The organism is Pseudoalteromonas sp. (assembly GCF_041613455.1).
Classification (GTDB): domain Bacteria; phylum Pseudomonadota; class Gammaproteobacteria; order Enterobacterales; family Alteromonadaceae; genus Pseudoalteromonas.
Window position 1 is genome coordinate 1 of sequence record NZ_JBFJHD010000245.1, and the last position, 4,226, is coordinate 4,226.

General features: G+C 41.4%; 6 protein-coding genes and 1 pseudogene. All 7 read left to right on the plus strand.

Going from position 1 to position 4,226, the window contains the following annotated elements:
* Positions 1 to 117: diguanylate cyclase domain-containing protein (locus ABYB02_RS15220; RefSeq protein ID WP_372763258.1), on the plus strand; the 117-nt coding region annotated here is incomplete at its 5' end.
* Positions 118 to 227: 110 nt separating this feature from the next.
* Entirely contained in the window at positions 228 to 1,181 is a 954-nt protein-coding gene (locus ABYB02_RS15225) for an SPFH domain-containing protein (protein WP_372763253.1), read from the plus strand.
* A 16-nt stretch (positions 1,182 to 1,197) separates the two neighbouring features.
* Positions 1,198 to 1,662 (plus strand): NfeD family protein, encoded by a 465-nt coding sequence (locus ABYB02_RS15230; protein WP_372763254.1) that lies wholly within the window; start codon positions 1,198 to 1,200, stop codon positions 1,660 to 1,662.
* A gap of 304 nt (positions 1,663 to 1,966) precedes the next feature.
* A complete protein-coding gene (locus ABYB02_RS15235) occupies positions 1,967 to 2,737 on the plus strand; it encodes an undecaprenyl-diphosphate phosphatase (RefSeq protein ID WP_372763255.1) in 771 nt (256 codons plus the stop codon).
* 21 nt (positions 2,738 to 2,758) lie between these two features.
* Positions 2,759 to 2,980, plus strand: coding sequence for a penicillin-binding protein (locus ABYB02_RS15240; RefSeq protein WP_372763256.1), 222 nt, complete (start codon positions 2,759 to 2,761; stop codon positions 2,978 to 2,980).
* Between the two features lie 89 nt (positions 2,981 to 3,069).
* Positions 3,070 to 3,261, plus strand: a complete 192-nt coding sequence (locus tag ABYB02_RS15245) for a DUF3185 family protein (protein WP_372763257.1) — start codon at positions 3,070 to 3,072, stop codon at positions 3,259 to 3,261.
* A 526-nt stretch (positions 3,262 to 3,787) separates the two neighbouring features.
* Positions 3,788 to 4,226: pseudogene (locus ABYB02_RS15250) on the plus strand (hypothetical protein); the annotation flags it as partial.

Here is a 4,226-nt window from a genome sequence, read left to right on the forward strand (position 1 = left end):
AGTTTATATCCGGCGCACGATGCGAACCCCGAAACCATTATTAAAAATGCCGATACGGCGTTATACCAAGCTAAAAAGAGGGGCAGAAACACAGTGTGCCAGTTTTCCAACGAGTAACACGACCACGCTTAATTTTGTAGTTAAAACAACGCAGTAATGCTACTCTAGCGCTGCTGAAATTATAACCAGCGCTGGTGTACTGGTTTTTATTAATAAGGAATAGTTACATGGATCCAATTGCGCAATTGCTCAACACCCTATTTACCGTTGAAGCATTTTTACTAATTTTTGTGTTAGTGCTACTTAAAAGTAGCATTAAATTTGTACCGCAAAACCGAGCATGGCTGATAGAACGCTTCGGCAAATACCAATCAACTAAAGAAGCCGGACTAAACTTTATCATTCCATTTATTGACCGTATTGCCGCAGATCGCAGTTTGAAAGAGCAAGCCCAAGATGTGCCGTCGCAATCGGCGATTACCAAAGATAATATTTCATTGACCGTGGATGGTGTTTTATATTTTCGCGTGCTTGACCCTTACAAAGCTACCTACGGAGTTGATGATTATATATTTGCCGTTACCCAGCTTTCGCAAACCACTATGCGTTCTGAACTGGGTAAAATGGAGTTAGACAAAACCTTTGAAGAGCGTGATGTACTTAACACCAATATTGTCACCTCGATTAACCAAGCCGCTGAGCCTTGGGGGATTCAGGTATTGCGCTACGAAATTAAAGATATCGTGCCGCCGCAATCGGTTATGGAAGCCATGGAAGCGCAAATGAAGGCAGAGCGTGTTAAACGTGCGCAAATTTTAGAATCAGAAGGTGACCGTCAAGCCAACATCAACGTCGCCGAAGGGCGTAAACAAGCGCAAGTACTGGGGGCCGAAGGCGAAAAAGCCGAGCAAATTTTGCGCGCCGAAGGTGAAGCTAAAGCCATAATCGCCGTTGCCGAAGCACAAGCCGAAGCACTACGTAAAGTAGGTGAAGCGGCCGATACCGCGCAAGGTCAAAAAGCAATTCAACTTGATTTAGCCTCAAAAGCCATAGCAGCCAAAGAGGCGATTGCTAAAGAGTCATCGGTGGTGTTACTGCCCGATAGCAGCACTGAAGCAAGCTCTATGGTAGCGCAAGCTATGTCGATTATTAATACCTTAAACTCAAAACAAAAAGGTTAATTACTGAGGAATTATTATGAGCTTCATTACTGACAATCTACCTCAGGTGTTAATGGTGCTGGGTATTTTAGCGCTTATTATTGAAGTTGCAGTATTGGGGCTAACAACCTTTATACTGTTATTTTTAGGCATTTCGCTGTTTGTTACGGGGCTGCTAATGAGCCTAGGAATAATGACAGACTCAATTACGACGGCATTATGGAGTAACACCTTAATTACCGCTGCGCTGGCTATATTACTGTGGAAACCATTAAAAAAAATGCAAAGTAATGTTGACCGCAAACAGGTGAACAGTGACTTTGCAGAGCTTACTTTTGTGCTTAGTAGCGACTTAAATGAGCAGCAGGTTAGCACCTATAAATATTCGGGCATTAGCTGGCAACTAAAAAGTGAGCAACCGCTTAGTGCCGGCACCCGCGTTAAGGTGGTTAAAAAAGAAGTCGGCGTTATGTGGGTGGCAGAAATAGCAAACGATGACTAACCCCCGGCTAAATTAAACCCGTATTACGAGCAGCTATGGCTGCTCGTAATTTAAGTTTATCTACCAATGCCTGCAAACCCATTAACTGAGCTTAACCATAACTGCGATAACCCCATTGCTTACTACATTCAACATCAACTTTTCTAAATGCGAATAATTATTAAATAAATTTTAAAACCCCTTTCGCTTTAGCACAGAAGCTCTTATGCTATGGCCGAATTTGGCTGAGCTGCATTAATTTTATAGCATAAGCTCGCCACAGCTCTCCTTGCTAATTTATTATTTTTTTAGGACTACAGTTACCGTGGAAATTTTTAACGCAATTATTTTAGGCATTATTGAAGGTATCACCGAGTTTTTGCCTATTTCGTCTACCGGTCATTTAATTGTTGTTGCTCAATGGCTAAAAATTGAAGCCACCGCAACTAACCAAGCATTTGAAGTCATTATTCAATTAGCCGCCATTTTAGCGGTACTAGCCAACTACAAAGACAAGTTCAGCTCAAAACAGATTAACTTGTGGCTAAAAGTAGCAATTGCCTTTGTTCCTTTAGGGATCATAGGTTTTATATTTAGTGATGTCATAAAAGCCTTGTTCACCGTAGGGGTGGTTGGTGTGATGTTTATTGTGGGTGGAATAATATTTTTACTGTTAGAGCGCAATTACCAAGAACAACACTGTCGCACTACCGATGTTACCCAGGTGAGCTACCAACAAGCAGTGTGGATTGGTATTGCTCAGGTATTTGCGCTTATTCCAGGTACTAGTCGCGCGGGGAGCACCATTGTAGGCGCCATGCTGTGCGGGTTAAACCGTAAAGCCAGCGCGGAGTTTTCCTTTTTATTAGGCTTGCCAGTATTGGCGGCGGCCTCTGGCTACGATTTGCTAAAACATTATGATTTATTTACTTTTGACGATTTAACAGCGCTGGCCGTTGGTTTTGTGACCTCTTTTATAGTGGCCTATTTTACTATTAAGTTATTTATTCGCTTTTTAGAAAACTTTACCTTTGTTGGTTTTGGTATATACCGTATCGTATTTGGTGTTATCTTATTAGCCATCGCTTATGTTTAACACAATCAACAGGAGACAATAATGAGCGAAAAAATCAATCAAGAAGCGCTACATGCACTAAAAATTGCCTTTACTTATATGCCTAAAGCCATTGAGGTTACTAAGTATGAATACGGCGAGCGCTATCAAAGTGTGCTTGAGCATATTCAACTGGTGCGTGAAACCTTATTAATAAACGATGTAGACCCAGATGAGGTAGAGGGTGATATAAATCCTGAGTACACACCAAACTCAACTTATTAATATTAGCTACTTTATTATTGTTTAACTATTATACATACTAAGTGTTCATACGCTTTTGATTACTCTATTAAAACAATTAAGGATTTACTATGAATAATAAAGTTATTGGTATTGTGCTCATCGTTATTGGCGTTGCATTGGCAATTTGGGGTTATGATGTGTATGAAGCAGCCGGTTCGCAAGTGAGCCGGGCACTAAGTGGCGACACTCCTATAGAAGCGTGGGCCGGCCTCATTGGCGGAGCTGTGTGTATTATTATTGGCATAACGAGATTAAAATAAAGCATAAAAAGTCGTACGCTCTGTACGACTTTTCTCCCTTTAGCTGTTGAGTTTGCCTCCCCAGTAAGCATTACAAACAGCCTTATAGCTTAAAAAAATAGCTTGAACACAATACCTTGAACTAAACCTTGACCATATTTAACCGCTTAATTTCACCACTTAAGAGTGCAATAAATTGCTGCGCGAAAACCATGCACATTAACCTTTACTCCACTTGCTAAATAACCACGCTATTACCACCCTGCCTAGTTTAAACATCATCTAACGAGCATCAACGCCGTGTCGTTTAGCTGCTATCACTGCTAAGTCCACATCATTTAATGCTGTCTATTCACTAATAACCCTTAACAACTCAATAAATTAGCCAAGCAATCTAGGGGTTTATACCTAACGCATTTAGGGGTAATACCTAGTTATACTTTGCTGGAAAATTAGGCACTGTGATCACGTAAACTCATTGTTAGACAATAAAAATATTCAATTACGCCCACTCGGCGCCTGAATATAACAATAAAAGGTCATAAATATGAAAAGTACATTAATATCCAGTGCCATTGCATTAGCACTGAGCACGCCAGTGCTGCTCGCGTCTAGCCAGGTCAATGCAGCCAGCAACCATGTAAATAACGTGAGCAACTCCATTTCAAACTTTGACGTTACAAAAGTGCCGGTAGTGAATCAATTGCAGCAAACAGCACTGACACAACTAGCCAGCTTAAGTGACGAACAAACTCAGGCTATTGCACAACTAAAAGCAGCGAATCCACATGCACAGGTGTCGGTTAACGAAATGACCGGCACCATTGACTCATTAACGGGGATTGCGATACAAACCTCGGGCGATTCAGTAGAAAATATGGCGCGCAACTTTATTAGCGATCATCAGGCAATGTTTGCTGGCCTAAGCGCTGACCAACTACAGTTTAATCCGCACCGCTCTAAAGCAGCACTGGGCGGACATATAG

Bases quoted from the DNA above. Each gene is read 5' to 3' on its own strand.
- ABYB02_RS15225 (WP_372763253.1), top strand. From the start codon at position 228: ATGGATCCAATTGCGCAATTGCTCAACACCCTATTTACCGTTGAAGCA.
- ABYB02_RS15230 (WP_372763254.1), top strand. From the start codon at position 1,198: ATGAGCTTCATTACTGACAATCTACCTCAGGTGTTAATGGTGCTGGGT.
- ABYB02_RS15240 (WP_372763256.1), top strand. From the start codon at position 2,759: ATGAGCGAAAAAATCAATCAAGAAGCGCTACATGCACTAAAAATTGCC.
- ABYB02_RS15245 (WP_372763257.1), top strand. From the start codon at position 3,070: ATGAATAATAAAGTTATTGGTATTGTGCTCATCGTTATTGGCGTTGCA.